31 protein-coding genes are annotated in these 25322 nt (G+C 46.4%); 16 read left to right on the plus strand and 15 right to left on the minus strand.

Translation table 11 applies throughout. From position 1 onward, the window contains the following. Nucleotides 1-1487 precede the first annotated feature (1487 nt). The 4 genes from EOO49_RS10490 to EOO49_RS10505 all read right to left on the minus strand — a co-directional run bounded on the left by EOO49_RS10490 (nucleotide 1488) and on the right by EOO49_RS10505 (nucleotide 5065). On the minus strand, nucleotides 1488-2282 hold the full coding sequence (locus tag EOO49_RS10490; RefSeq protein WP_290845410.1) for a Cof-type HAD-IIB family hydrolase: 795 nt from the start codon (nucleotides 2280-2282) through the stop codon (nucleotides 1488-1490). Beyond that, entirely contained in the window at nucleotides 2283-3785 is a 1503-nt protein-coding gene (locus EOO49_RS10495; protein ID WP_290845412.1) for a malate:quinone oxidoreductase, read from the minus strand. A 95-nt stretch (nucleotides 3786-3880) separates the two neighbouring features. Beyond that, nucleotides 3881-4309 (minus strand): Holliday junction resolvase RuvX, encoded by a 429-nt coding sequence (gene ruvX / locus EOO49_RS10500; protein WP_290845414.1) that lies wholly within the window; start codon nucleotides 4307-4309, stop codon nucleotides 3881-3883. A 150-nt stretch (nucleotides 4310-4459) separates the two neighbouring features. Beyond that, entirely contained in the window at nucleotides 4460-5065 is a 606-nt protein-coding gene (locus EOO49_RS10505; protein WP_290845416.1) for an NAD(P)H-dependent oxidoreductase, read from the minus strand. Nucleotides 5066-5174: 109 nt separating this feature from the next. Here EOO49_RS10505 and EOO49_RS10510 point away from each other — a divergent pair, with 109 nt between their 5' ends. Then, nucleotides 5175-5543 carry a helix-turn-helix domain-containing protein gene (locus EOO49_RS10510; protein WP_290845418.1) on the plus strand — a complete coding sequence of 123 codons (369 nt, stop codon included), beginning with the start codon at nucleotides 5175-5177 and terminating at the stop codon, nucleotides 5541-5543. A gap of 16 nt (nucleotides 5544-5559) precedes the next feature. On the opposite strand, the gene EOO49_RS10515 is transcribed toward EOO49_RS10510, so the two are convergent. From EOO49_RS10515 to EOO49_RS10525, 3 genes are read right to left on the minus strand one after another with little or no spacing between them, the layout of a single operon-like run. Further along, nucleotides 5560-6648, minus strand: coding sequence for a winged helix DNA-binding domain-containing protein (locus tag EOO49_RS10515; RefSeq protein ID WP_290845421.1), 1089 nt, complete (start codon nucleotides 6646-6648; stop codon nucleotides 5560-5562). After that, nucleotides 6648-7457 carry an META domain-containing protein gene (locus EOO49_RS10520; RefSeq protein ID WP_290845423.1) on the minus strand — a complete coding sequence of 270 codons (810 nt, stop codon included), beginning with the start codon at nucleotides 7455-7457 and terminating at the stop codon, nucleotides 6648-6650. The genes EOO49_RS10515 and EOO49_RS10520 overlap by 1 nt, the downstream gene beginning before the upstream one ends. Before the next feature lies 1 nt (nucleotide 7458). Then, nucleotides 7459-8202 carry a class I SAM-dependent methyltransferase gene (locus EOO49_RS10525; RefSeq protein ID WP_290845425.1) on the minus strand — a complete coding sequence of 248 codons (744 nt, stop codon included), beginning with the start codon at nucleotides 8200-8202 and terminating at the stop codon, nucleotides 7459-7461. Nucleotides 8203-8407: 205 nt separating this feature from the next. Between EOO49_RS10525 and EOO49_RS10530 the strand changes: the two genes are divergently transcribed. Continuing rightward, nucleotides 8408-8803: a hypothetical protein gene (locus EOO49_RS10530; RefSeq protein WP_290845427.1), complete on the plus strand. Its 396-nt coding sequence runs from the start codon at nucleotides 8408-8410 to the stop codon at nucleotides 8801-8803. Between the two features lie 45 nt (nucleotides 8804-8848). Here EOO49_RS10530 and EOO49_RS10535 read toward each other — a convergent pair whose 3' ends face one another. Continuing rightward, on the minus strand, nucleotides 8849-9334 hold the full coding sequence (locus tag EOO49_RS10535) for a transposase (RefSeq protein WP_290845429.1): 486 nt from the start codon (nucleotides 9332-9334) through the stop codon (nucleotides 8849-8851). Between the two features lie 340 nt (nucleotides 9335-9674). Here EOO49_RS10535 and EOO49_RS10540 point away from each other — a divergent pair, with 340 nt between their 5' ends. Continuing rightward, nucleotides 9675-10490 (plus strand): 2,3,4,5-tetrahydropyridine-2,6-dicarboxylate N-succinyltransferase, encoded by an 816-nt coding sequence (locus EOO49_RS10540; RefSeq protein WP_290845435.1) that lies wholly within the window; start codon nucleotides 9675-9677, stop codon nucleotides 10488-10490. Between the two features lie 139 nt (nucleotides 10491-10629). Further along, nucleotides 10630-11661: a glycosyltransferase family 9 protein gene (locus EOO49_RS10545; protein WP_290845437.1), complete on the plus strand. Its 1032-nt coding sequence runs from the start codon at nucleotides 10630-10632 to the stop codon at nucleotides 11659-11661. An 88-nt stretch (nucleotides 11662-11749) separates the two neighbouring features. On the opposite strand, the gene EOO49_RS10550 is transcribed toward EOO49_RS10545, so the two are convergent. The 4 genes from EOO49_RS10550 to EOO49_RS10565 all read right to left on the minus strand — a co-directional run bounded on the left by EOO49_RS10550 (nucleotide 11750) and on the right by EOO49_RS10565 (nucleotide 14969). After that, nucleotides 11750-12451 carry a CPBP family intramembrane glutamic endopeptidase gene (locus EOO49_RS10550; RefSeq protein WP_290845439.1) on the minus strand — a complete coding sequence of 234 codons (702 nt, stop codon included), beginning with the start codon at nucleotides 12449-12451 and terminating at the stop codon, nucleotides 11750-11752. A gap of 81 nt (nucleotides 12452-12532) precedes the next feature. Next, on the minus strand, nucleotides 12533-13111 hold the full coding sequence (locus EOO49_RS10555) for a cyclic nucleotide-binding domain-containing protein (RefSeq protein ID WP_290845441.1): 579 nt from the start codon (nucleotides 13109-13111) through the stop codon (nucleotides 12533-12535). Nucleotides 13112-13401: 290 nt separating this feature from the next. After that, on the minus strand, nucleotides 13402-14214 hold the full coding sequence (locus EOO49_RS10560) for a glycosyltransferase family 2 protein (RefSeq protein ID WP_290845443.1): 813 nt from the start codon (nucleotides 14212-14214) through the stop codon (nucleotides 13402-13404). Next, on the minus strand, nucleotides 14211-14969 hold the full coding sequence (locus EOO49_RS10565) for a lipopolysaccharide kinase InaA family protein (protein WP_290845445.1): 759 nt from the start codon (nucleotides 14967-14969) through the stop codon (nucleotides 14211-14213). The genes EOO49_RS10560 and EOO49_RS10565 overlap by 4 nt, the downstream gene beginning before the upstream one ends. 86 nt (nucleotides 14970-15055) lie before the next feature. On the opposite strand from EOO49_RS10565, the gene EOO49_RS10570 reads away from it, so the two are divergent. Then, a complete protein-coding gene (locus tag EOO49_RS10570) occupies nucleotides 15056-15907 on the plus strand; it encodes a glycosyltransferase (RefSeq protein ID WP_290845447.1) in 852 nt (283 codons plus the stop codon). On the opposite strand, the gene EOO49_RS10575 is transcribed toward EOO49_RS10570, so the two are convergent. From EOO49_RS10575 to EOO49_RS10585, 3 genes are read right to left on the minus strand one after another with little or no spacing between them, the layout of a single operon-like run. Then, on the minus strand, nucleotides 15900-16937 hold the full coding sequence (locus tag EOO49_RS10575; RefSeq protein WP_290845449.1) for a glycosyltransferase family 52: 1038 nt from the start codon (nucleotides 16935-16937) through the stop codon (nucleotides 15900-15902). The two genes, EOO49_RS10570 and EOO49_RS10575, sit on opposite strands and share 8 nt — an antisense overlap. 3 nt (nucleotides 16938-16940) lie before the next feature. Then, nucleotides 16941-17819: an N-acetylneuraminate synthase family protein gene (locus EOO49_RS10580; RefSeq protein ID WP_290845451.1), complete on the minus strand. Its 879-nt coding sequence runs from the start codon at nucleotides 17817-17819 to the stop codon at nucleotides 16941-16943. Further along, nucleotides 17806-18969: an acylneuraminate cytidylyltransferase gene (locus EOO49_RS10585; protein WP_290845453.1), complete on the minus strand. Its 1164-nt coding sequence runs from the start codon at nucleotides 18967-18969 to the stop codon at nucleotides 17806-17808. The genes EOO49_RS10580 and EOO49_RS10585 overlap by 14 nt, the downstream gene beginning before the upstream one ends. An 82-nt stretch (nucleotides 18970-19051) precedes the next feature. Here EOO49_RS10585 and EOO49_RS10590 point away from each other — a divergent pair, with 82 nt between their 5' ends. The 11 genes from EOO49_RS10590 (at nucleotide 19052) to EOO49_RS10640 (ending at nucleotide 25102) form a co-directional block, all read left to right on the plus strand. Continuing rightward, on the plus strand, nucleotides 19052-19615 hold the full coding sequence (locus EOO49_RS10590; protein ID WP_290845455.1) for an L-threonylcarbamoyladenylate synthase: 564 nt from the start codon (nucleotides 19052-19054) through the stop codon (nucleotides 19613-19615). Then, entirely contained in the window at nucleotides 19602-19868 is a 267-nt protein-coding gene (locus EOO49_RS10595) for a hypothetical protein (RefSeq protein ID WP_290845457.1), read from the plus strand. Before EOO49_RS10590 ends, EOO49_RS10595 begins: the two co-directional genes overlap by 14 nt. A 48-nt stretch (nucleotides 19869-19916) precedes the next feature. Continuing rightward, a complete protein-coding gene (locus EOO49_RS10600) occupies nucleotides 19917-20288 on the plus strand; it encodes a GxxExxY protein (protein ID WP_290845459.1) in 372 nt (123 codons plus the stop codon). A 149-nt stretch (nucleotides 20289-20437) separates the two neighbouring features. Beyond that, nucleotides 20438-21865 (plus strand): HD domain-containing protein, encoded by a 1428-nt coding sequence (locus tag EOO49_RS10605; protein WP_290845461.1) that lies wholly within the window; start codon nucleotides 20438-20440, stop codon nucleotides 21863-21865. Between the two features lie 2 nt (nucleotides 21866-21867). Next, nucleotides 21868-22236 carry a hypothetical protein gene (locus EOO49_RS10610; protein WP_290845462.1) on the plus strand — a complete coding sequence of 123 codons (369 nt, stop codon included), beginning with the start codon at nucleotides 21868-21870 and terminating at the stop codon, nucleotides 22234-22236. Further along, nucleotides 22233-22622, plus strand: a complete 390-nt coding sequence (locus EOO49_RS10615; protein WP_290845464.1) for a hypothetical protein — start codon at nucleotides 22233-22235, stop codon at nucleotides 22620-22622. Before EOO49_RS10610 ends, EOO49_RS10615 begins: the two co-directional genes overlap by 4 nt. Nucleotide 22623: 1 nt before the next feature. Continuing rightward, nucleotides 22624-22980, plus strand: coding sequence for a hypothetical protein (locus tag EOO49_RS10620; RefSeq protein WP_290845466.1), 357 nt, complete (start codon nucleotides 22624-22626; stop codon nucleotides 22978-22980). Next, nucleotides 22971-23342, plus strand: coding sequence for a hypothetical protein (locus tag EOO49_RS10625; RefSeq protein WP_290845468.1), 372 nt, complete (start codon nucleotides 22971-22973; stop codon nucleotides 23340-23342). Before EOO49_RS10620 ends, EOO49_RS10625 begins: the two co-directional genes overlap by 10 nt. Then, on the plus strand, nucleotides 23339-23692 hold the full coding sequence (locus EOO49_RS10630; protein WP_290845470.1) for a hypothetical protein: 354 nt from the start codon (nucleotides 23339-23341) through the stop codon (nucleotides 23690-23692). Before EOO49_RS10625 ends, EOO49_RS10630 begins: the two co-directional genes overlap by 4 nt. Nucleotides 23693-23697: 5 nt before the next feature. Then, nucleotides 23698-24735, plus strand: a complete 1038-nt coding sequence (locus EOO49_RS10635; protein WP_290845472.1) for a heme A synthase — start codon at nucleotides 23698-23700, stop codon at nucleotides 24733-24735. A 184-nt stretch (nucleotides 24736-24919) separates the two neighbouring features. Beyond that, nucleotides 24920-25102: a CsbD family protein gene (locus EOO49_RS10640; RefSeq protein ID WP_290845474.1), complete on the plus strand. Its 183-nt coding sequence runs from the start codon at nucleotides 24920-24922 to the stop codon at nucleotides 25100-25102. The last annotated feature ends 220 nt before the right edge of the window (nucleotides 25103-25322 follow it).

Below are 25322 nucleotides of genomic sequence, written 5' to 3' on the forward strand. Positions count from 1 at the left end.
CGCCTGCCAGCGGGGCTTACTTTTGCCTCGCCGCAAAAGTAACAAAAAGGCTCGCGGCACGACCGATTTTGGCGACCTGACAGCCTTGGAAATTCGGAAATGAAAGGAACTCGCGGGAACTTCCTGTCGAAACGACTTGCTTTTTGGGTCGCTCAAACAACCTTTAATTTCACGAATTTCCAAGACGTCAGGTGCCCGCCAAAACGCTCAAATGCCGGACTAAGCGGAAAGTGTTTATTGACATTTTTCCGCCGCTGTCGCTTTGGAAAAATGTGTCTCCGAAACACCAAAATTCCTCCATCACAGGAATCGTTTCCATAACGTCGTTACCGGAAATTTTTGGCGTTGAAAACCCGTGCTTCGAAACAACTAAGAACCAGTCGGAATTGGTGGGAAGCCGCATTTTCCTAAGACCTAAAAAATCTCCAAGATTTGTTAGGTCTGGCCGAAGTTCGTGGGAAAATTCGGGATTCGATTACAGATTTTCTGTAGAAAATGTTAAGGTTTTTGATTCCGAAAGTTTTTTCTAGAAAACTTGAAAACTCAAGATTCTTGATCAACGCCAACCCATTTTCGCCGTTAAAGACATAGCTTTTTTTTTCTATGGACAACCAGAAACTTCTATCTTCTAAACCCCATGCTTTGAAACAGCCAAAGAACCAGTAGGAAACCCTTGGGAAGCCGCATTTTCCTAAGACCTAACAAATCTCCGAGATTTGTTAGGTCTGGCCGAAGTTCGGGGAAAAAACCGGGATTCGGTTACAGATTTTCTGTAGAAAATGTTAAGGTTTTTTACTCGAATGGTTGTTTCGGGCAAATGTCAAAATCCTAGAATCTCGATCAAGGTCAAACGATTGTGCCCGTCAAAAACACACCTGTTTTTCGCTGCGAAGCCAAACTAGAGGTTCTCGAAATCGAAAAATTTCCTTCGGAGCCAATTTTTAGCGCCGCGAAGCAAGCTAAAAAGCAGATAAATACTTCCGATTAGTCCGCGGCCTAAGCACAAAACGCGGGCACCTGACGTCTTGAAATTTGGGAAAAAAGAGGCGTCAATGGTACAGTATATTGTTCGCCTCTTTTACTCCGCAAGCTCGGTCAGTTCGCGTTGCTCGGGTCCAAATTTCAAGGCTGTCAGGTCGTGTTTTTGGTTCAGCCGCAAGGCCTTTTTGCTACTTTTGCGGCCAGGCAAAAGTAGTCCCGCGGAAGGCGACGAACAACAACATCCGGCGGCGCAGTTGCCGCAAACCTAAAATGAGCGAAGCTCATTTTTACTAGGCTCAGAGAGAAGAAATGTTCCGTAAATAAAATTGTGTTTAAAGAAAAAAGATCGTTTTACGACAATCCTAGCCCGGATGCGGGCAACTAGCCTTTTGCAGAAAAAACCGTGATTTTCTAGATTTAAAACAGCGACCGCAGGAAGCTCGTTTTAAATCTAAGAAAAACCGGTTTATACAAAAAAGCTAGTGCCTGGTAGCCGGAAATAGCTCCTAAAAAGAAACCAACCCCAACGCTGTAAGCGTATCAATAACGCCATTATGATTGTTGTCAAAACGCGTCGTAAACTTCGAAATCGCAAGAATTTCCGGATGCGCATTCACCATCGCGTAACTGTTTTGGGCATATTGCATCATCTCGAAATCGTTCATGTAGTCTCCAAAAACGAGTGTTTCAGCGTTCGAGATTCCGAGTTTTTGCTGCATTTTTTGAAGCGCCTCGCCTTTATTGGCGTGTGTTGGCATGATGTCCAGCCAAATTTCGCTCGCTACAGCCGGTTTGCAACGGTCGGCGAACGGCTTGAAGAACTCGAAACTGTAGTTTTCAGGGTTTCTGAAATCGCAGACGGTGAATTTGAGTACATCGGCTTCAACTTGAGTCAGGTTTTCGACGACTTGTATGTGGTGGAAATAGTCGCGGGTTTTGGACAGAAAGCGCTCGTTGGTGCTTTCCACATAAGCGGTTTCGGCTCCGCAAAGCACGATGTGGCAATCATCGAGACCGCGCGCGACCGCAATCAATTCCTGCACCAGTGCTTTGTCCAAAGCTGTTATCGAAATGACTTCGGATTTGTTCACGATGATCGTCCCGTTCTCGGCCATGAAAAGCATTTTGTCTTTTACGGGCGCGAAGATGTCGGCCAGCGTTTGGTATTGTCGTCCGCTTGCCACGGCGAATTGGATGCCTTTTTGCTCGAGTTGCTCGATGGTATTCCAGATGGTTTCGGGAAGTTCGCGTTTGTCGTTCAAAAGCGTTCCGTCCATGTCGGTCACGATCAGTTTGGTCATTTAGTTTTCGATTTTTAGTGCCGATGCCGTATGTTGTCTGATTTGCGACAGCAATTCCGGATTGTCGTTGAGTTTTTGTCCGTAAGACGGAACCATCTGACGCAACTTTTGCTTCCACTGCTCAGAACTTGCTTTCTCGAAAAAGCATCTGTCAAGCAGATCGATCATGATCGAAGCCGTTGTGGACGCGCCCGGAGAAGCGCCAAGCAGAACTGCAAGCGATCCGTCGGCTTTCGTTACGACTTCCGTTCCGAATTCGAGCACGCCTCCGCCATCGGGCGCTTTTTTGATGACCTGGACGCGCTGACCGGCAGTTTCCAAAACCCAGTCTTCGTTTTTGGCGTCCGGAACATATTCGCGCAAGGCTTCCATCCTATCGTCAGGCGATTGGCGCACTTGGTCAATCAGATATTTTGTGAGCGGCAAATTGTGGAATCCGGCAGAAAGCATCGGAATCAGGTTGTTGGCTTTTATCGAAAGCGGCAAATCGAGATACGATCCGTTTTTGAGGAATTTGGTCGAAAATCCGGCGTAAGGTCCAAAAAGCAACTCCTTTTTACCGTTTATCATTCGCGAATCGATATGCGGAACAGACATCGGCGGCGCGCCAACCGAAGCCTTTCCGTAAACTTTCGCATAGTGTTTTTCGATCACGGCCTCGTTCGTGCATCGCAGCCATTGTCCGCTTACGGGAAATCCACCAAAGCCATTCCCTTCCGGAATGTGGGCTTTTTCGAGCAACGGAAGCGAACCTCCGCCCGCGCCAATGAAGACGAACGGCGTTCTGGTATGCGCTTTTTCGCCATTCATGCGGTTTCTCACGGTGATTCTCCAAGTGCCGTTTTCCTTTTGTTTCATGCGGCGCACTTCGTGGTTGAAGAAAATCGAGACGCCTTCCTGTTTTTTGAGGTGATTGAACATGGCGCGCGTGAGTTCGCCAAAATTGACATCAGTACCGATTTTCATGTAGGTCGCCGCGGTTTGCTCCCATGCGTCACGGCCTTCCATGACCAAAGGCATCCACTTTTTCTGGATGTCGTGATCTTCTGAAAATTCCATTTGCGAAAACAGCGGATTGGCCTGCAAAGCCGCGTGACGTCTCTTGAGATAAGACACGTTTTCCGGTCCCCAAACAAAGCTCATGTGCGGAATGCTCCTGATGAAATTCTCCGGATTTTCGATAAGTCCTTTTTCGATCAAAAAGCTCCAGAATTGGCGCGAAACCTCGAAAGATTCGGCAATTTTGATGGCTTTGGAAATGTCGATATTGCCTTCCTTGTCTTCGGGCGTGTAGTTGAGTTCGCAAAAAGCGGAGTGTCCCGTTCCGGCGTTGTTCCAAGCGTCGGAACTTTCGGCTGCGGCATTGTCCAGTCTTTCGAAGATCTGGATGCGGATGTCAGGTTGCAATTCCTTGAGCATGATGCCCAAAGTGGCGCTCATGATCCCGGCGCCTATGAGCACGACGTCCGTGCCCGGTTGAATCGTTGTGTTGTCGCTGTGCATGGCTGAAAATTAGCGGCACAAATATACTTGGATTGCGTCCGAAAAGAAAGTTATTTAGAATGATTTTAGAAACAAATTACGATAACGTTTTAGCTTCAGAACATCTTGCGCGACAGGTAATCACGCAACATGATTGTCGCTGAAATCTCGTCGATCAAGCCTTTGTCCTGACGCTGTTTTTTCTTGAGTCCCGAATCGATCATCGACTGGAAAGCCATTTTCGAGGTGAAGCGCTCGTCTACGCGGATGATCTCCATTTCAGGAAATGCGATCTTGACTTTTTGGACGAATTTCTCGATCAAAGGCGCGCTCTCGGAAGCCGTTCCATCCATTTGTTTTGGCTCTCCGATCACAATTTTGACGACGGTTTCTTTGGAAAAATAGTTCGTCAGAAAATCGATCGCAGTCTCGGATGCGACTGTCGTAAGTCCGGATGCGATGAGCTGCATCTCGTCCGTCACGGCGATTCCCGTGCGTTTTTTCCCGTAGTCGATGGCGAGGATTCGGCCTGGCGTCTTTAGCATTTCAGTCGGTTTTGTAAGATTGTTCCGAAGTGATTTTGATGTCCGAAAACAAAAGCAAAGGTCGTATTTTCAATTTGGATTGTCGCCGGAAACTTTTGTTCATAAAAAAAGCCGAAATCAATCGGCTCAACTGTTTCGAAAAAGTTCGGTTCAGAAATCGAAAGCGTCTATTTCCGACTTGACTTTTTCGTAAGCGTTTTCTGAAATGCCCGGAACTTTCACGCCTTCCATGCGAAACGTCGTGATGTCGGTCAGCCCTAAAAATCCAAGGATATTTCTCAGATACGGTTCGGCAAAATCCATACTTTTCATAGGCTCGACCGAATAAATTCCGCCAGAGGCCATCGCCAGATAGACTTTTTTGTGCTGCAATAGTCCGATAGGACCGTTTTCGCCATAACTGAAAGTCACGCCGGCTCTCGTGATTTGGTCGATCCACGATTTGAGCGTGCCCGGAATGTTGAAGTTGTAGAACGGAACGGCAATCACCACGACATCGGCTTCTTTAAGCTGGTTGATTGCCGAGTTCGACTGCGATGCATCGGAGTCGTTTTCATCTGACAAATCACCTCCCGAAGCGACAAAAGCCAGAAAATGCGCTGCCTCGAGATGCGGGACTGGGGTTTTTGCCAAATCCTTTACGACGATCGAACTGTCGGCATATTTTTTTTCGAGTTGGGAATTGATGGCGTCCACCACTTTTTTGGTGTTCGAATTCGCGCCGTTTATACTCGATAGGATGTTCAATATTTTCATGCGGAAAGAATTTTGGTTTACAACACAAACTTATTTACATTTGCTTTCGTTTGTATAGTAATATCCTTCAGGATAGCGCTTCCCTCTTTTATAGCACACCTTCAAAGCAATGGAAACCAACACTTTATCAAAACATTCCCTGACTCGCATCGAATGTACGCACGCGCTCATGAACGTTAGGGACGCGCTCGAAATCTTGAGCGGAAAATGGAAATTGCCGATATTGATCGCGTTGTCGACAGGCGAAATGCGATTCAAGCAAATTGGGAAAGAAGTCTCGGGAATCACCGATAAAATGCTGTCGAAAGAACTCAAAGATCTCGAAATAAACCAATTGGTCACACGAACGGTTCTCGACACTTTCCCGCCCACGGTGATTTACAAACGCACGGAACACGCCGATTCGCTCTCGGAAGTGATTTCGGCCTTGAGAAGTTGGGGCGCTTTCCACCGTCAAAAAATCATTGGACCGAGATGATCTGAAATCGCGCGGATTATCGGCTAAAATCATTTGCATTCAACGAGATTTTCGCTTCCAAACCCAAAAAGTCCGCGAATCTTTTTGCTGCTTTCCCGATTTCCGCTTGACGGTTTTTGGGAATTTTCACCATCATTTCGACATCGATCGACACCGCGTCTTTTTTGGTCGAGCGCTTCCAGATGCCGCAAACCTGTCCGTCGACGACCAAAAGCGGACGAAAAATCCCGTTGCTCGTGAAAGCGTGACGATTGTGCACGGGATCGATCGACGCGCTTCTGTCTTTGTAGGCGATCAGGAATTCGTCAAAAGCCGGCAACAATTGCACCGATTTCGTTTTTACGGATTCGTTTTCCTCCGAAAAGTAGTACGTCTGACCTTCGATTTGCGTAGACTGAAGCAATTTCCCGTTCGCCGAAATTCCTTTGCGGCAATCGGTTTGGTTCAGGCCGCTCCACCACTGGAAATCCTTGATCGTCGCCGGTCCGTGGCTTTTGAAATAGGTTCTCGCCAATTCGGACAAAGCTTCTTCTCGTGAAAGTTTCCTTGGATTCCTGACGTGTTGCGACATCAAAGCGTAGCCGTGCTCCTTGCCTCGCCTGCCTCCGCTTACGACCAAACCTTCGAGTTCGGCCGCGACCATGATGTGCGCACTGCGGTATTCGTGGGTTCGGATGCCGTTGAATTCGAGGATTTCCATGAGTTCCGCGCGCGACAAATGTCCGTCAGCCAAGGCGTTTTCAATCAACTTGAAACTCTTGTGGTAGACTTTTTCGTCGAGACCGAGTTTCCTGTCGTTGGCCGCCATTTGTCCGCGGATGTTTTTGGCCGTCAAGTCGAGCATCCAGCCAATGTCGTCGGCGCAAGCGAAATGCCAGGTGGGGCGCAAAACGTGGGTTCTCACGATCTTTCCTTCGGCGATCGCAGCATCGACATCGGAATCTGAAATGGTGTGTAAACGCGATCCGATCGCCCATTTCGCCATCGGATAATCCTGAGCCTGAATTGCCCCAAAGTGCTTGACGAGTTGGTCGATTTCGGTAAAATCGGAACCTAAAATCTGTTGGTTTTGCTGGCGTTGGAACGAGAGATCTTTGAAATCCATCAGGGTTTCGGCAAATCGACTGCTTCGAATTTCAGCAAGTTCGTCCCGCCTTTTCGAAATTGCAGCACTTCCTCATTGGCCACAAAATTGTCCGAGGTTTCGAGCGCTTTCTTGAATTCGTCCTCAAGTTTCATTTCGGGACACGCCATCATCGTCGAAATGATGTTGAACAGTCGTACTTTACTTTGTTTGAGCTCGTATTTTCCGCCCATTCTGTTGCATCCGGCGAACGCCCCGAAACTTCCATCTTTGTTGAGTTGGATAAAATAATCCTGTCCTTTCGAAGGTTTGACGGGCTTGGAATTCACTTCTGACAATTTCCAATGAATGCCCGTAATTTGTTGCGGAAGCGCGTCCATAGGCGTTCCATCACTTTTGGCCGCTTCGGTTTCGCTTTGCTTGGAAAGCACGAATTCGCCCGCGTCGGATGGATTTAGGCGCGCGCCGTTTGCGTCCTGCATCACCAGAAAATTCTCACCGACAAAGAACTTCCGCTGCTGTTTATTGGCGTTGGTCAGCACGATTCCGTCGCCTTGGGCGTTCCATTTGAACGAACCTTTTTCCTCGAGAGTTTTGCCCGAAACCTCGGTCGTAAACATATAGGAGAAATCTTCGGCGAGCTCGAGCGAACTGTTCTTGCCTTTGATCGGGCCTTCGTAGCGACCGATGTAATCCAGCGAATTGTCGGAATCGTCGCGCACGGGAACGATAGTCGTATCGCCAATTTCGGTAGGTGCTTTTTGGACTTCTTTTTCTTTCGGCCCGCATCCGAATGCGATCGCCAGGCAACATATCAATAGTTTTTTCATGTCAGAATTTGGTGTAAGGTCGGCCGATACGCAGTAAAATCGGGAAATTCACTTTTTTGTCGGATGCTTCCCAAACAAGGGAAAGCTCGCATCGGATCAAATCTACCGGATTGATTCCTGTTTTCCTGAGATAATGCTGCGTCGCCGACCAAGATTCGAGATAGCCGAGCAATTGATCGATTGTCCAAACGAAATCATTCGCCCACGGAATCGTCTCGATTTCCTTGAACGGAAACGGGATCGTCTGGTAATTTTCGTCGACATAACGGCGTTCTGCATCCCAATACGGCCCGACGATATCGTAGTAAAAATGGCGAATGACTTTGTCGGCGCGCGGGTTAGTGGTAAAAAGTCCGTAACCGAGAATCGCGAAAATGCCTTCAGGTTTCAGGATGCGGTAAAGTTCTTTGTAAAATATCCTGAAATCGAACCAGTGCACGGCTTGGGCGACAGTGACCAAATCGAAAGCATTGTCTTCAAAGCCCGTATTTTCGGCCTGCTCAAGTTTGTAAGTGATATTTTCCGACTTGAAGGCGTTGTCCAATTGGTTTTGGCTGATGTCGGTGGCAAAAACCTCGTCGAAATGCAGGGCCAACTTTTGGGCGACCTGTCCGTTTCCTGTAGCCAGATCGAGGGCTTTTTTCTTTTCGGAAGCGAACGAACTCACATAATCGATAAGAGCATCCGGATATTGCGGCCGATTTTGCGCATATTTTTTGGCTTGGGCAGAAAAATTGTCTTTCATGGTATTTTCGTGATTCAGAAGTCGCTTACGAGACAACGTGTTTCGGTTGGCTGAAATTGCCTGATTTTGAGTGAATGTTGCCCAAATTTACAAAACAAATACGCGTTAGGTTTTTTAGGAATTTGTCCGATATTTACAACTTTAACAGTTGCGCGAAAAATATCATAGCGAATCGACCGTTATCATCGAACCAAATCAAACCTAAATGACCTGCAGACATTTTGTGGCGCTTTTTGCGCTGTTGACCACAGTCGTGGTTTCGGGCCAAGCAAAAGAATTCGATTTCAGTGGTTTTCAAACAAGCGATTCCAATATGAAATGGCAATCGGTGAAGCGCGTGAATCCCAGAAAAGCGCAGTTTTCACAGGACAGGATCACTTTCAGCCTCGACAAAATCTACAAACTCGTTATCGTCAGCCACCAGGATTTGCCTGACGGCGGAATCGTCTATCGCTGCAAGGACGAGACAAAAAAAGACGTCACGGTGACTTTGATCGGCAACGACCGCATGTTTTTGTATTACGGGGTAAACCGATACCAGATTACTTTCAACCATCCGATTATCGCTTCGACCCAACATTCGTATGCCGAAAGCGACTAGATTTGCAAAATCAGCCAACTCCGCTGTGACTTAAACGTTCACAACTCATTTCGAGGCGAAACCCGCGTCCCGATCCGTTTTGGTTTTTCTTTCCAAAACAAACGCAGGCACTTTCGTCACCACTTTCGAGTCTGGATGCGATTTTTGCAAAAGCCGCATTCCCGCAAGCATTCTTGTCAAGTCTGACAATTGCACTTTTTCTCTTGTGAAATGGTCGCGGAACAAACTGCCGCGTCGTCCGTAGCGCGAATTCATGCCTTTCGTGTAAGCATTGAACATGTGCGACAACGGCAAATACGTCTTCATCTGGAATTTTTCAGGGATTTCAGATTCCGGTTTAATCCTGATCAGCAATTCGAAACGGTCATTGAGCAGACAATAAGCCACGAGTTCGGCGACGGGCGCGACGTGCACTTCGAAAAGGCGCAGGAAATGCCAGTAATTTTCGTCCTCGTAGAACAGATTTTCCTGATTGTTCGCACTGTTTTTGATGTGGTAATAATTACCCGAGATAAAAGGCGTTCTTGTCATGGCTCTGATTTTTTGGTTGGTGTGGCGGTTAAGGCATCAGGATTCCAATATCTTGATTTTATGCTTGATAGCATCTTTAAATCGATAAGAAAACCCGGATTGTTCGGTGATGTGACCACAAAGTAAGCTCATTTTCGATTCTCCGGATTACAGATTTTCTGTAGTTTTTGTTAAATGTAGGTTCGGACATCCGCTTGACGGAAAAGCCAATTCTGGAATGCGGGAGTGCGTCCAAAATCTGTCAAAGCTATAATTTAATGGAACAAAAATCTCTCAAATTTCTCGTCGATTCCATCCCTAAAAATGCCGATTTTGCGCTAAATTTGCCAAAAACCAACTCATGAACCACCTTCGCGAAACCATCGAAAAAGCTTGGGAAGACCGCTCGCTTTTACAAGATCAGAAAACCCTTGACGCCATCCGTAAAGTTGTCGATTTGCTCGACGAAGGCACGATTCGCGTCGCCGAACCCACGCTCGATGGCTGGCAAGTGAACGAGTGGATCAAAAAAGCGGTCGTTTTGTACTTTCCGATCCAAAAAATGGAAACTTTCGAGGTTGGGATTTTCGAATACCACGACAAAATTCCGTTGAAGCGCAATTATGCCGAAAAAGGAATAAGAATTGTCCCGAACGCGGTCGCACGCCACGGCGCTTATATTTCAAAAGGTGTCATTTTGATGCCAAGCTACGTGAACATTGGCGCTTACGTCGATGAAGGCACGATGGTCGACACTTGGGCAACGGTAGGAAGTTGTGCGCAGATCGGCAAAAACGTGCACTTGAGTGGCGGCGTTGGAATCGGTGGTGTTCTCGAACCGCTTCAGGCCTCGCCTGTCGTGATCGAAGACGGCGCTTTTATAGGATCGCGTTGTATCGTCGTGGAAGGCGTCCGCGTGGAAACCGAAGCCGTTCTTGGCGCAAACGTCTGCCTGACCGCATCTACCAAAATCATCGACGTCACGGGAAGCGAACCTGTCGAGATGAAAGGAATCGTTCCGGCGCGCTCTGTCGTGATCCCGGGAAGTTATACCAAAAAGTTCGAGGCCGGAGAATATCAGGTTCCATGCGCTTTGATCATCGGAAAACGCAAACCTTCCACAGATTTGAAAACGAGTCTCAACGACGCTTTGCGCGAATACGACGTTGCTGTGTAATTAATAATTTATAAGTAATAATTTTTGTCGTGGAAGAAACTAAGGTCAGTCATTCGCCGAATTATTCATTATTCATTATTCATTATTAACTATTAATTATTGATTATTGATTGTGAAAATCCTCGTCATACAGCAAAAAATGATCGGAGACGTACTTACGTCGTCCATCATCTGCAACAATCTGAAAATGCTATATCCGACGGCGCAAGTCGACTATCTGGTCTATCCTTTTACGCGTCCGGTTGTCGAGAACAATCCGAATATCGACAACCTTATCTTGTTCAAGGATGAATTCCGAAAGAGCAAAAAAGCGTTCCTCAGGTTTTTGGTCGGAATCCGGAAAGCGAAATACGACCTTGTGATCGACGCTTACGGAAAACTCGAAAGCAACCTTGTCGTGGGCGTTTCGGGAGCGAAAACGAAGATCGGATTCCACAAATCGTATACGAAATTCGTTTACGACCAAACCGTGCGCGAGAAGTCGAAACCCGATACGAATGCAGGTTTGGCTATCGAAAACAGGTTGTTGCTGCTGCAAAGATTATCCGAAGGAAAACCGCTTGACAACCGACCCAAAATTTTCCTCACAGATGAAGAAATCGCCGGCGGAAAACGCATCCTCGAATCGCACAATATCGACATTTCGAAGAAACTTTACATGATTGGCGTGCTTGGAAGCGGAGGTACCAAAACGTATCCTTTTCCTTACATGGCCAAGGTTTTGGACGCAATCGTGGCTCAAACCGACGCGACTTTGCTATTCAATTACATGCCGATCCAGGAAGCCGAAGCGCGAGACATTTTCGATATGTGCGCCCCGAAAACCCAAGAAAACATCAAGTTCCATATCGTTCCGGGAAGCATTCGCGAGTTTTTGTCGCTGACTTATCATTGCAACGCGCTTATCGGAAACGAAGGCGGCGCGGTCAATATGGCGAAAGCGTTGCTTAAACCGACTTTCACGATCTTTTCGACTTGGATCAAAAAGGAAGCCTGGAACTCTTTCGACGATGGAATCCACAATGTTTCGGTTCACCTAAAAGACTTCAGGCCTGAACTTTACGGCGAAAAATCTGCCAAGGAAATGAAGTATAATGCGATGGCTTTGTACGGCCAATTTGTTCCTGATTTGATTTTGCCTGAATTGAAGCTTTACCTCAAAAACAACTGATTTTTAAAAATATAGTTTAGCCACGAATGCACGAATTCATTCCATTTGTGCGTTCGCGGCCAAATTTGGAGATTTATAACACTTTACTTTATACGATTTGTCCAGTTTCCGGCTGGATATGGCGCGCGAAAAGTTTCTTCCTGATCACCAAACTTCCAATCCAAACGGCCAACAAAGTCACCAAAATCGCGGTCTTCGTTGCATCGAGTTCATGGAAAAAATTGTTGAGCGAGTGAAATGCCGAAACTGCCAAAAGCGAATGTGTAGTAGCGGCGACCTTTGAGATCCCCCAAGTTCCGAGCACCAAAACCCCGAAGAAAACCACATTCGAGGCCGTAAGTTCAAAATTCAGATGCCAGACGAACCACAAAACGGCGACAATCAGCATGTTCGCGAGTCTGGGCAAGGCGCGCAATTCGTGCTGCAAAAATCCTCTCCATCCTATTTCCTCCAAAAGTCCGTAGACCAAGATTGCTGTCACGGCTGCGAACGAAATCGTTCCTTTGGACAAATATTCAACGGTTGGAATCAATACGATCGGAAAAATCCAAAACAACAAAAACGGAACAAGCAATTTCCTGTAATTGCCTTTCAAGCTCAAAGCCGGCTTGATTTTGAAGATCGCAAAAGCGACAATCGCTCCAACGGTTGGTCCGATTCCCGTTAAAATCGCTTTCAGGAACGCATTTGGCACCACGTCCAAAAGATCGGTTTTATTGGTCAGATAGCGCAGTGTGATTGCGATGACGTAGAAAATGGCGATGGCGAAATAATTTGGCTTGGTTTTCATTTTTGTGTCTGTTTGAACTTTGATCCAAAAGTACCGCATCGGATTTTCCCAAAAATTGACTTTGGGTAAGAAAGGTGTTTCCTACGAAATTTTTTTTCGGATGCGGCTCAGACTTTCGGCCGTTACGCCCAAATACGAGCAAATTATCTTGAGCGAAGTGCGTTGGAAAACTTCGGGTCTTTGCTTGATGAGTTTCAGATAGCGATCGGTTGGCGAAAGCGTGAGCAGGTTGATTTGCTCGTTTTGTTTCCGGATAAACATGGCGTCCGAAATCGCTTTCCCGATGATCAATCCCGTCGTAGATTTCGAATACAACTGATTCAAATCGGCTTGGCTGATCGACCAAAGCACCGAATCTTCCAAAGCCTGCGTCTTGATCAAGGTTGGTGATTGCGTCAGGAACGACAAGTAATCGCTGAAGAATTGGTCCTCGTAATACAAATTGATGCAGACGTCCTTTTCATCGGCTAAAACAAAATGCGCAACCGAACCCGAAACGAGGATGTTTACGAATTTCTCTGTTTTGTGAAAGTCTTTTACGATTTCGTTTTTCGCGAATTGCCGCACTTGGATACATTCGGAAAATGCCGTCCACAAACTGATGTCGGCTTTGTGGAATGGGTCGAAAAGCTGTTTTATTTTTTCAGGCGTGGGTTGCATACCGCGAATTTCCGAATTTCTAGATTTTTTTTTCTGCCGCGGATTAACGGATTCACGCGGATACGAACCGCAAATGAAAATCCCGATCTCACTATTTACACGATTGCAATCCTTTAAATCCATCAATCCGCGGCAAAAAAATTTACAGCGAATTTCTGGATATATTTTTTTTTAGCCACGAATACACGAATTCTTGTATTCGTGCATTCGTGGCTAAAACGATTCTATGTGATTTGCGAAGCATTTAATTTCCGGTCGATCGGTATTCTGAAAATCGGCAGCAAACGAAATTAATTCGAGTCAATTCCGATTGGCGTTTTGACGACCTTATTTTTACGAGTGTTTTCACGGATGGCGTAATTCTTCTTCCAAGTCGCCTCATTCACGTAACCGCGCGCGTGATCGAGATGGATCACGATTGCCGAATACCGTATCTGCTTCGACTTCAAGCCTTTGTTGAACAAGCGCTCGCCGAGTTCGCGATCCTGTCCGCCGTATTGCATTTCCTGGTTGAAACCGTTTATGGCGACCAGATCTTGTTTCCAACCCGACGCATTATGGCCGTTCCATGTTGGTTTTGTCGGCGTTATGAAATTCAGGAATTTGGCCAAAAAGCCTGTCGCGGTAAGTTTGTTGTTCTTGAACGACTTGGGCAAACCTTCGCCCAGAAGCCATTTGATGTCGAAACACCTTTGGTAAATGATGTCTTCTTTGGAAATCGCCTGGGAAATGTTCATCGGCAACATAAAATAACCGCCGGATAAGAAGTAGCCTTTTTCGCGATATTGGAGGTGCGTTTCCACAAAATCTTTCCTTGGAATACAATCGCCATCGGTAAAAATCAGGTAGTCCGATTTGGCCGAGACGATAGCTTTGTTGAGAATTTGCGACTTCTGGAAACCGTTGTCTTGTTGCCAAACGTGGATCAATGGCATCGAGATCATCGGGCGCAAACGGTCGAGAAGTTCCTTGGTTTTCGGGCCCGAACCGTCGTCGGCGATGATGATCTCAAAATCGAGTTCCGACTGCACGCTGAATCCCCAAATGACTTTTTCGAGCCATTCTTCGGAATTGTAAGTACTCATGATGACCGATGCTTTCATTTTTTCCAGAACTTGAGTTGTTTTTTGATTCTTCTTTTGCGGTGAAACCTGTCGCGGAAAGCCAGTGAGAATTTCGTCATTTTTGAGAAAGTTTCCTCGAAGGAATGTTGGCTTAATTTGGAATATTCGTCGGCCATGACGCGCACTAAATCTGTTTCAGGCGTTAGTCTTGCCATGTTTTTGAGTCTGTCGTCAAACGAAAGCGGCCTGAAATTCATGCGATTCAAATCGACCAAAAAGAATGCATACTGCTTTTCCCGTATTTTCCGGATCAACGTATTTCCGGGCGTGTGATCAAGGAATTCGATGTTTTTTTCGTGCAGATCGAACGTGAATCTCGTGAATTGTCTCAGGATGATTTCGTGATCCGGATACTTCCTGTCTGTCGTCAATTCTCGGAAAGTCAGGTCGCATTCGAGCTGTTCGGACACGTAATAACTGTCTTTCAAAAGTCCGTTCCGATTCTCGAAATACGCCACGGGTTGCGGCGTTCCGAATCCGTTTTCGAGCAATTTGTTCGCGTATTCGAACGATCTTTTCGCTTTTGACGGCCGAATGAATCCGTAAATGAACTGATTGAGCAGATTCGGGACCTTGAACGACTTGATGTTGTAGCGAAAACCGTCGGCATCGAAAATCTTGATCTTGTTGCGTTTTCCGTCGGCGAGCAGTTTGCCTTCGGTCTTGAAATGGGCAACGAAATTCCTGACGATTTCTTTTTTGTCGGAAAAATCAGGATGGAATTGTTCGTGCATGATTCGGTTTTATCCCACAAAAGTAAGCGATGTGTTTTAGGACTTCAAATTTTTGGGCTAATTTTACCCCAAACCGAATTCGATTGATGTTCAGACATTACCTAATCACGCGATTCAACCTGAGAAAAAAGGGTTGGGATGTTTCTAAAAACAACGAAGCTTTGCTTACCGATGTTTGGATGGAAGACCGACTCCGACTCTTCGGCGACTACTGCGCGCCCTCGGTTGCGGCCCAAACCAATCGCGATTTCACGTGGTTGCTTTACTTCGATTCGACCACGCCGGATCGTTTTCGCAACATTGCGGAAAAACTTGTTTCCGACATGGGAAACGCCAGGATTTTCTATATCGACGGAATGGATTCCTTCTATCCTGAAATCCAGAAATTCGTGAGCGCGGACGCAAATGCATCCGAATACCTGATCACGTCCCGAATGGACAACGACGATTGCATCCACCGCGAATACATCCAGAGCGTGCAGGACGAATTCAAAAGCCAGGATTATATGGCGGTCGATATCTTGAAGGGTTATTCACTTCAGGTGGAACCGCAGTTCATGCTCGGCAAAAAAGAGCACGCTTTCAATCCTTTCATCAGTCTTATCGAGAAAAACGACGACCCGAAAACGGTTTGGTTCAACGACCACAATTTGTGGAAACGCGAGAAGATAATCACGCAACTTACCCAAAAAAGGCTTTGGATGTCGATCATCCACGGAAAAAACAAAGTGAACGAATTTGACGGATACGACAATGTTTCGTGGGAAAAAGTGTCACAGGATTTTGTGCTTTCGCCTCAGGTTGGCCAAAAAATTACCGCAGAATTGCTTCCGCACAATAAATGGCGTTTCACGAGTTTCAAGAACCGGCTTTACGTGAATTTGGTGCTGGCGAGCAAACTGATCAAAAAATCACTGGGAATCTACAAACTCAAATAGCCGGAATCGCAATCTCGGTCTTGAGGAATTCGTCGGGATTCGACAAGATGTCGCGTCCTAAAGTGATCTTGTTCTCTACGTTTGACAGATTGTCGAGCGAACCCGAAAAAACCGTCAATCCGACCTCGAACCTGTAGTTTGGATCCAGGTTGAAAACTTCTATCGGAAACAATTGCGGGATTAATTTCACGTCTTTGAACAACTCGGAATATTTCGTGAATTCCCTCGGATGCGTCTTGAGATAGACGTCGTAACCTTTGGCTTTCGCCGATAGGATCGCCTTGGCGTAAATATCGACTTTCTGCTTTTCTGATACGATTCCGTCCTCGCTCAAAGGCTGCGTGATCAACAGGAATTTCTTGGTTCCGGAATACGTCGGACGTTCGCCCAGGAAACATTCGAGTACGTCTTGCCGTTGCTCATTTGACAAATCGCGCTGCAATTTGTCGAGATCGAGTTTCTTGCCTTTGGAGCGCAAAACGTTGTCGCGCAACTTTTCCGGATGTTGTACCAAAACTTCTTTCACTTGGGAATCGTGTCCCATGAGAATCGGGAACTTGATCAGGTATTTTCGCTTCAGATAGCGCAAAACGGGCATCTTGTGGCGGTATGTCTGAAAACCTTCCTCGACCATCCTGAAGTAATTGTTCGGGAATTTGATCAGGAAATACGCTCGCGTCCTGACAATATGGAACATGTTGATTTGCGAATCCCGGATGAAATCCTCTCGCTTCAAAAGTTCCGGATTGTTCTTTTCGTAAATGGAAACGAGTCCGTTCTGGCGGTTGAAAAGGTAATTTACGGTACCGAGATTTTTCTTGAAATCGGTCAGGATCGAATAAGCCTTGACGGCCACGATATCGTCGAACACACCAATTTTCCGCAAGCCCGGAAGCAATGATTCTACGTCGGGTACGCGATCGTTTATGAGCAACATAAGCGATTTCTGTCCGGCGCGCCTGGCTTCATAAGCCAAGAGCATCGACACGTACAAATGGTAAAGCGAGCACCCGACGTAGGTTTGGTTCATTGCTTATTTGCGGTTTTTGAGTTTCTCTCTCTGAACCGATTCGATATCGAGGATGTCTTTCGATTTGAAGCTCAAAGCTTTGTGGACGGCTTTGAGGTCGCGACACAATTTGCGCAATCCTTCCGGTTCGAGCGAAGCCGCGTGATCTGTGCCTTTCCAAGTTCTGTCCAATGTGTAGTGACGTTCGATGATGTTCGCGCCAAGCGTGTAAGCGGCGACGTCGACTGCGATTCCCAAGTGGTGACCCGAGAATCCGATCGATTTTACTTTATCGGCGAATTTTTCCTGCAAGATCGTGATGTCCAAAAGGCAAACGTCTTCAAACGGCACCGGATAACCTGACGTACAGTTGTAGACGACCAAGTCCTTATTACGGCCTTTCTGCACGAAAAAGTCCACCAATTCGTCAATTTCATTCTTCGTGGTCATTCCCGTGGAAATGTGGATCTCGCCTTGGTAATTGTCGCACAGCCAGCCCAACATTTCGTAGTTGTTGTTGCAGGCCGACGGAATCTTGATGAACTGCGGATTCAAAGAAGCAACTTCTTTGGCCGAGGTCAAATCCCAGGTAGAAGTCGAATAAACGATCCCGATTTCCTCGCAGTATTCCTTCAACTCGCGGTTTTGCTCGACGTCGAATTCGAGATATTCGCGGTGCGCACCGTAAGTGTCTCCATACGAGTTGGCCGGATTTGGATGTGGCGCGTTGTATTGCTCCTCGGTCAAAAGCTCGCGGTTGTTGCGCTTCTGGAATTTTACGGCATCGGCGTTGCAGAAAATCTTGGCCATCTTGATAAGCTCTTTCGCAAGGACCATTTCTCCTTTGTGGTTACAGCCAATTTCGGCGATAACGAACGGTTTCTTATATTCAGTTTGTTTCATAGCGTTGATTGTATTTCATTATAAATTCACAAGCGTAACGGATCGCACCGTTTGCCGAATCGGCCGGAAGCACGAAATCGGCTATATTCTTTATGGCTGACATCGCATTTCCCGGAGCGAGCGACCATCCGACAGAAAGCATCGAAGCCATGTCGTTCACGTCGTCCCCGATGTAGGCAAAATTACCAAAATCGAGATCGTTTTTCGTCACTATATTATTAAGGAGTGAAAATTTGTCTTTTACGCCGAAATACGCGTCGGTGATCTTGAGTTTCTCCATGCGTCTTTCGACAAGTTTTGAATTTTCGGACGTGACCACGAAAACCTTCACGCCGTGCTGGCGCAAAATCTCCAAGCCCATTCCGTCTCTCATGTCGAATTTCTTCATGAGTTCGCCTTCTGACCCGAAATAGACGCAACCGTCGGTAAAAACACCGTCGACGTCAAGGAAAAGATGCGTGATGCGCTTGCTTGTTTTTTGCGAACGCAGTCTGTTTTCGAGCAGTTTTTCGATGATTGCCCAATCGGAATTGGAATCGATCTCGATCAAAGTGTCCTCGTCCATTTCGACAATTCCGACTTTTCCGCCGAGGCGATTCGAATTTTGTTTCATAATATCCGACTTGGCCGCGTAAACCGCTCCGTTTTCGATCAAAAGTCCGTCAAAATCCTGACGGCGCGGACGTTTCAGGAAGTCGTAATTGGCTGGCGTTCCGTCTTCGTTCCAGATGAATCGATGCGTTCTCACGACGGTCAAGGCCGAATCGAAATCTGCAGAAGCGACTTTTGACAGGCAAGCGTTGATGTCGAAACGTGTCGTAAGTGGCGAAGTGGCTTGGATCAGACAGAAAACGTCGAATGCAAATCCTGACTTTTCGGCATATTCGAGCATAGCTGATTCCGTCGAGGCAGTGTCTGTAGCGCTTTCTGCACTTCTGACTTCGGCCACGACCTTGTCCGTCCATACGTATTCCTTATTGATGTATTCGATGATTTCCTCGTCATCGGTGTAGATGACGACTTTGTCGAGATCGGAAAACACGGCTTCGGCCAAAGTCCACGAAAACAAGGGACGTCCGAGCAGTTTTTTCTTGTTTTTGCCCGGAATGCCTTTCGAGCCTTTCCGAAGCGGGATAAATCCTATTTTCATATCGAGATTTACGTAATGTCTGCAAATATAGAAGATTCCTGTCAGTATAGTTCGCTCTCGCGTAATTGCTTATTTTTGCGCCATGATAAACGAAGAAGTGCAAAAAGCCTTTGAGGTCGTGAGCCAGGGCGGCATTATCCTTTACCCGACCGACACCGTTTGGGGAATCGGATGCGACGCCACGAACGAGGCCGCGGTAGCGAAGATTTACGCGTTGAAACAAAGGCAAGAGTCGAAAAGCATGATCGTTTTGGTGAACGGCGATCGCATGTTGTACCAAATTTTCAACGAGATTCCGGAAGTCGCCTGGCAGATTTTGGATCTGTCCGAAAAGCCGACGACGTTGATTCTGGACAAGCCGAGAAACGTCGCCAAAAATGTCGTTTCGCCTGACAACACGCTCGGAATGCGCATCGTCAAAGAGCCGTTCTGCTTCAAGCTGATGGAACGCATGAAGAAACCGCTTGTGTCGACTTCGGCCAATATTTCGGGCCAACCGACGCCAATGTCGTTTGCCGAAATCTCGCCCGAGATCATCAATGGGGTTGATTATGTGGTAAATTTGCGAAAGGACGAGAAGGCCGCGAAGTCTTCGGCTATCATTAAGTTGGGGAGCGATTTGCAGGTGAAGATTGTTCGGAAATGAGGCAGTTGCAGTTGTAGTAGCAGTAGCAGTAGCAGTAGTAGCAGTAGCAGTAGCAGTAGCAGTAGCAGTAGCAGTAGCAGTAGCAGAAGCAGAAGCAGAAGCAGAAGCAGAAGCAGAAGCAGAAGCAGAAGCAGAAGCAGAAGAAGCTTGGCAAAATTCTCGCCTCAGATTTTTGATGCTTCGCATCTTGTTTTTTTTGCCACGGATGCACGGATTTACACGGATTGCACGGATACAATCATCCTTCGGATGATTTGGGACGAAACCTTAAGATTTAACATACACGCCAAAATAATTTTATATGGAGCTTATTTATCAGGAAGAGAGTTTTAGGATTCGAGGAGTTTTGTTCGAAGTTTACAATAATTTGGGAAGCGGGTTTTCAGAAATTGTCTACAAAGATGCGATTGAGCAGGAGTTGAACTTACGTCAGATTCCGTTCGCACGTGAAGAAGAATATTCAGTGAATTACAAGGGTATTGTCCTTGAACATAAATTTTACGCGGACTTTGTCCTGTTTGATAAAATCATACTGGAAGTCAAAGCTTGCGAAAAATTAAATTCAGCACACAAATCGCAATGCATCAACTATCTTAAAGTTTCTAACAACAAATTAGCCCTGCTGGTCAACTTCAGCAAAGAGAGACTGGAATACGATCGGGTTGTGCACTAAAGAATAAAACGCGAAGCGTTTCATTCCGTGAGATCCGTGTAAATCCGTGCATCCGTGGCAAAAAACAGCGCAGCGTTAAAAACAAAAATTAGCTAAAAAGGAACTTGCGGCCACAAATAATTCAGTGGCAAAAAATAAAACTAAACCCCGTGGCAAACACGACAAACTACAAAAAAGCCCTAGACCACAAAATATTCGCGGTCGTCTCAAAGGCGTCGGCGGAACTCGGCGTGGAAAGCTACGTGATCGGTGGCTTCGTACGTGACTTTTTGATGGGACGCGACCACAAAAAAGACATCGACATCGTGGCAATCGGCTCCGGAATCGATTTGGCGCTAAAGGTATCCGAACTGCTTCCGAACAAACCGAAAGTGCAGGTTTTCAAGAACTTCGGAACGGCGATGTTGCGTTTTGAGGACACCGAAATCGAGTTTGTGGGTGCGCGAAAGGAATCGTACGAAGAAAACAGCCGCAAGCCATTCGTCGAGAACGGCACTTTGCAGGACGACCAAAACAGACGCGATTTCCGCATCAACGCGCTTGCTTTTTCCTTGAACGAAAGCAATTACGGCGATTTGCTCGATCCGTTCGAAGGCGAAAAAGACCTCGAAAACAAGATCATCCGAACACCTTTGGATCCGGATATCACGTATTCTGACGATCCGCTGCGCATGTTGCGAGGCATTCGGTTCGCGGCCCAACTCGGGTTCGGGATCGAAAAAGATTCCTTGGAGGCGATTTCGCGCAATAAGGAACGCATCAACATCATTTCGGGCGAAAGAATAGTTGAGGAACTGAACAAAATCCTTTCGACCAAAAAGCCTTCTATCGGATTTTTGCTGTTGCACCAAACCGGCCTTTTGCACCTGATCCTTCCGGAATTGACCGCGCTTCAAGGCGTTGACGAATCTGAAGGCCATACACATAAGGACAATTTCTATCACACTTTGGAAGTCGTCGACAACATTTGCCCGAATACCGACGATGTTTGGCTGCGTTGGTCGGCATTGCTTCACGACATCGGAAAAGCACCCACGAAACGCCACCACAAAAAGAACGGTTGGAGTTTTCACGGACACGAATTCGTAGGCGGAAAAATGGTCAAAAAGATCTTCGAACGCCTTCACATGCCTTTGAACCAAAAGCTCAAATTCGTGCAGAAAATGGTTTCGATGAGTTCGCGCCCGATCGTTTTGGCCCAAGATACGGTCACGGATTCTGCCGTAAGACGACTCGTTTTCGACGCCGGAGACGACACCGAGAACCTGATGACGCTTTGCGAGGCCGACATCACGACCAAGAATCCGAAGAAATTCAAGAGATACCACGACAATTTCAAGATCGTGCGCCAAAAAATCGTCGAGGTCGAACAGCGCGATCACGTGAGAAATTTCCAACCGCCGATTACCGGTGAACAGATCATGGAAATCTTCAACATTCCGCCTTCGCGTGAAATCGGTGTTTTGAAAGAAGCCGTTAAAGAGGCGATTCTCGAAGGTGAAATCCCGAACGAATACGACGCGGCTTTGGCTTTCGTGCTGCAAAAGGCGACAAAAATCGGACTCAAAACCAACTGATCATGAATCCGCAACTTTTCACTGACATCATCCAGATTACGCTGTTGTTATGTGTTATTGCGGCAGTCGTGAGATGGATTCTGTTCGCGCGAAACTGGAAAAAGAACAAATTCCTATATGGTTTCTTCGGTCTTTTGGCTTGCGCAACCGGATTCGGACTGATACTCGGGATTTTGACTTTGCTTTTTCTGAATTTCGACATTTTCAATGCGCTGCCTTTCGGATTTTACGGACAATCGATATTCGTCTTCGGATCGCTCGCAATCGCGATGTTCTCGACTTCCGAAACACTGCTTTTCCTGCTTCGCCGTCGGTTCTCGAAAAAAGAGCCGACCTTTGCTCTTGAAGAAATCGGACGGACGGAATCATGAAAGCCTTACTCACACAATTAGCGTTCATCGCCGCGTTTTTCGCACCCTTGCTTTGGGTCACGTTGCGCTGGATCGTCTTTGCCAAAAAATCCGGACGAAACAAATTCGTTTTCGGGTTTTTCGGAATCGTCGCCGCATTGATTGGGATGACGATTGGCGGACTGATCCAATACTTCGTGCTATACGGAATTCCGGTTTTCAACCGCATTTATTACGATCCAACATACAGAATCCACGGCGCATTTTTCTCGCTGACTTTCCAATTCCTGGTCGCGGTTTCGGTTTCCCATTTCTTGAAATCGGGATTGACGCGCGTTTCCAAACGCAGACTTGAACTGGAAAATCTGGAGCAAATCGGACAAAACCCATCTGAAAACGAGTTTTGATATGGATGATTTTCTACTCACGATCTTAATTTCGACGCTGATGGCCACTTGCGTAATTTGTTGCTTGCAGTGGAATCTGGCCGCCAAAAGGTTCGGTCAAAACCGATTCAAGTTCACGATTCGCGGTTTGGTTTTTTCGATTTTGGGATTTTTCGCCTTCAACGCAATTATCCAAAACTTTGCATTCGGTTTGCTTTTTACGAACGAGGCGATCGTTTCGGCTATTTTGGGATTCGCCTGCATTTTCGGGATTTCGTCTTTGGGGCTTTTTTTCGCCAAAAAGCAATGGAAATCTCAACAAGAACCAGGTTCTGAACTGGATGAAATCGGAAACGAAAACGAAGACCGATGGAACTGATTTACTGGCTTTCGAACATTTTCATGATTTGCTGCATCGCGCTTCCGGTATTTTTTTGGGTGAAATTCGCACGCAGGCACAAACGCGTCGTGCGAAATTTTTTCCTTATCGGATTGGCTTGTTCTTATACGGCGAACGTGCTTCTCAACTTTTTGGTCGGCTTTACAATCGCATTCATTCCGTATTCTGACGGCACGACTTTTGGCGAACCGAATCAAGCATTGTGGATTGCCGGAATCGCGGCGTTTTCCAGGGTATTTTCGATGGGATTGGCGCTTTTGCCTTTGCGGATCATGGAAAGGAAACTTCTTATTGGAGCTTCTGAATTGGAACGGATCGGAAACGAAAACGAAAACTTATGAACCAGCAAACACTCAGCACGATTGGCCTGATCTGGATTGTTGCCGCAATCGTAATCTGCGTTTGGCGATGGATCGGAAATGCCAAATCGCACGGAAAGTCCAAAATCAGATTCGGGATTTTCGGCTTTTTATCTGGATGTTTCGGATTGCTTTCGTACCTCTTTTCGCTAGATTTCTTTTACAATTCGATCATCCGCCTATTGCCTTCGGAGCCTATCGCCTATTTGTCGATGTTGACTTTTGGCGCATTGATCGCCATTTTCCTTGCATCGGAAATCCTGCTGAAAATCACGTCCAAAAATCAAATAAAACCGCTGCGTAACGAACTTCACGACATCGGAAACACTTAAATACCATGAAACGCTTTTTTCTTCCCATCGCCAAAACGAGCCTCGTGCTTGTGTATTTTGTAATCGTTGCGGGCGCTTTGGTGCGCATGACCGGCTCCGGAATGGGTTGTCCCGATTGGCCGAAATGCTTCGGGTATTACATCCCGCCGACTGATGTCGAACAACTCACGTGGCGAGAAGGCAAGTCGTTCGAGAAAGGCCAAGTCATCATAAAAGACGAGGCGCTTTGGGTCGCGAACGAAGATTTTACTGCGGCAAAAACCTATGACGCGGCGAAATTTCGCGCTTATACCAAACACGATTACGCGATCTTCAACCCGAAACACACTTGGATCGAGTACATAAATCGGCTTTGTGGTGCGCTTGCCGGCGTTTTCGTGCTCGCAATGGCCGTTTTGTCGTTTTGGATGCGCCGACACCGCAAATCGATCGTCTGGCTGTCGTGGCTGACAGTTTTCCTTATGGGATTTCAGTCCTGGCTTGGTGCAACGGTGGTGTATTCGGTTTTGAATCCGATCAAAATCACGGTTCACATGGTCGTCGCTTTGGTGATCGTAGCCGTCATCCTACAGATTATCTGGAGTGCGAAAACAGAATTCGTGATGAAAAAACGCGATTCGTTGTTTTCCACGTTGCTGGCTTTTTCGCTGGTTTTGACGCTGGCCCAAATCGTGCTCGGAACGCAGGTTCGACAGTTCGTGGACGAACAGGTGAAATTGGTTGGACATGATAATATGGGATCTATACTCGATAATCCGACAATCTCTTTTTATGTACACAGGTCGTTTTCGATCGTTGTGTTTTTGGTGAACCTTTTGCTTTTTGCCAGAAACCGAAAACTGCAACTTGGGTTCGAGAAGATGAAGTGGATTTTCGGATTGATTATCGTCGAGATTTTTTCGGGCATTGCGATGGCTTATTTCGACTTTCCTTTCGGATCACAAACGACGCATCTTGTACTGGCATCGATACTTTTCGGAATCCAGTTTTACCTATTATTGGAAGTCAGAAATTTGAAATTCCGACGCGAAAACATCCGATAGCAAAAATCTATACCTTAAACATAATAATTTGTTTTCGAATTAGTTGAATCCGCTTACATAAACTAATAGATAAGATTTGGCAATTTGAATCTTGCAATCGGAAAACCAAAAGCTGTAACGCTTCCATCGGTTTAAAACCGGACATTTACAAAACAAATAATTGTAAAATCTAAACTTTATACCGATGCCGAATTCAACTGAAATCAAAGGCGCCTGGAACGAGATGAAAGGCAAACTGAAGCAAAAATATGCTGAACTTACAGACGACGATCTGACTTACGAAGAAGGAAAAGACGATGAGATGTGGGGAAAATTGCAGCAGAAACTAGGAAAAACGAAAAAGGAAATCATGTCGCTTTTTGAATAGATCGCGATTTACCATTACCAGAAACAGATGTCCCGGACTCCAAAATAAGATTTGGCTCCGGGATTTTTTTTGCCGTTTCTAAAAAGCAACCTGTTGACCTTGACAAACCTTATAGAACAGAAGGAGAAGCGACGCAAATTCGAATGAAATGCGCTGATGCCAAGACCCAAGTGCAATAATCCGAACCCCTTAAAATTTCACCCTGTCACCTTTATAACCC

The sequence above is a fragment of the Flavobacterium sp. genome (assembly GCF_004295795.1).
GTDB lineage: Bacteria > Bacteroidota > Bacteroidia > Flavobacteriales > Flavobacteriaceae > Flavobacterium.